Here is a 1183-nt window from a genome sequence, read left to right as displayed (position 1 = left end):
GTGATCGACGGGGTCACCCACCTGCGGTGGAGCTTCGGCACCCCCCGGGTCCTGATCCTCGGCCATCACGACACGGTCTGGCCGGTCGGGACGCTTGCGAGCATTCCCTGGTCGCTCGTGGACGGCATCGCCCGCGGGCCGGGTGTGCTCGACATGAAGGCTGGGCTGGTGCAGACGTTCCACGCGCTGACCGCGCTGCCGTCGCTGGACGGGGTGTGCGTGCTGGTCACCGGGGACGAGGAGGTCGGCTCGCCGTCCTCGCGCACGCTGATCGAGGAGACGGCGCGCGAATGCTCGGCGGCGTTCGTGCTGGAGGCCAGCGGGGACGACGGCGCGCTCAAGACCGCGCGTAAGGGCACCTCCAACTACGAGCTCACCGTGTACGGCAGGGCGGCGCACGCGGGCACCGAACCGGAGAAGGGGGCGAACGCCGGAGTCGAGCTCGCCCACCAGATCCTCACGCTCAACGCGCTCAGCCAGGGGACGACCACGGTCACGCCGACCGTGCTGTCGGGAGGCGTCACGTCCAACACCGTGCCGGCGCTGGCGACGGTGCGAGTGGACGTCCGTACGGCCAGCATCGCCGAGCAGTTGCGAGTGGACAAGCTGGTGCAGGGGCTCACCCCCCGGATATCGGGGACCCGGTTGAAGGTGAGCGGAGGGCCGAACCGTCCTCCCCTGGAGGAGGCCTCCACGATGGACCTGTTCGAGCTGGCCTGCCGGATCGCGAAGGACCTGGACATGGAACCGCTGCGCGCGGTCTCCGTGGGAGGGGGTTCCGACGGCAACTTCAGCGCGGGGGTCGGCTGTCCCACGCTCGACGGGCTGGGCGCGCTGGGCGGTGGCGCGCACGCGCCGCACGAGCACGTGATCGTCTCGGAGATGCCCATCAGGACGGAGTTGCTCACCCAGCTGGTCGCCGCGGTATTGGCGGGAAAGGACGGCGGATGACAGCTGGTGGGGTGCGCGTCACGGAGCTGTTCGAGATCGCTGACTTCACGGACGTCTTCCAGCTGTTCGACGACATCTGGCACCCCGAGCCCGCCAACACGCCGATCTCGGTGGAGATGATGCGGGCGCTGTCGCACGCGGGCAACTACGTGGCCGGAGCCTACGAGAGCGATCGCCTGGTAGGCGCCTCGGTGGCGTTCCTGGGCGCACCCCCCGGACAGGTACTGCACTC

1 protein-coding gene and 1 pseudogene are annotated in these 1183 nt (G+C 69.9%); both read left to right on the top strand.

Annotated elements, in window-relative coordinates:
• A partial coding sequence (locus CHC08_RS47915) for a M20/M25/M40 family metallo-hydrolase (RefSeq protein ID WP_143653736.1) occupies positions 1 to 951 on the top strand: 951 nt, incomplete at its 5' end.
• A pseudogene (locus tag CHC08_RS47910) lies at positions 948 to 1183 on the top strand (GNAT family N-acetyltransferase); the annotation flags it as partial. The gene CHC08_RS47915 and the pseudogene CHC08_RS47910, both read left to right, overlap by 4 nt.

Origin of the sequence: Streptosporangium subroseum, assembly GCF_900188345.1 — a bacterium.
Lineage (GTDB): Bacteria > Actinomycetota > Actinomycetes > Streptosporangiales > Streptosporangiaceae > Streptosporangium > Streptosporangium subroseum.
Note: the sequence above shows the minus strand (reverse complement) of the source record. Positions and strands in the feature narration are given on the sequence as shown.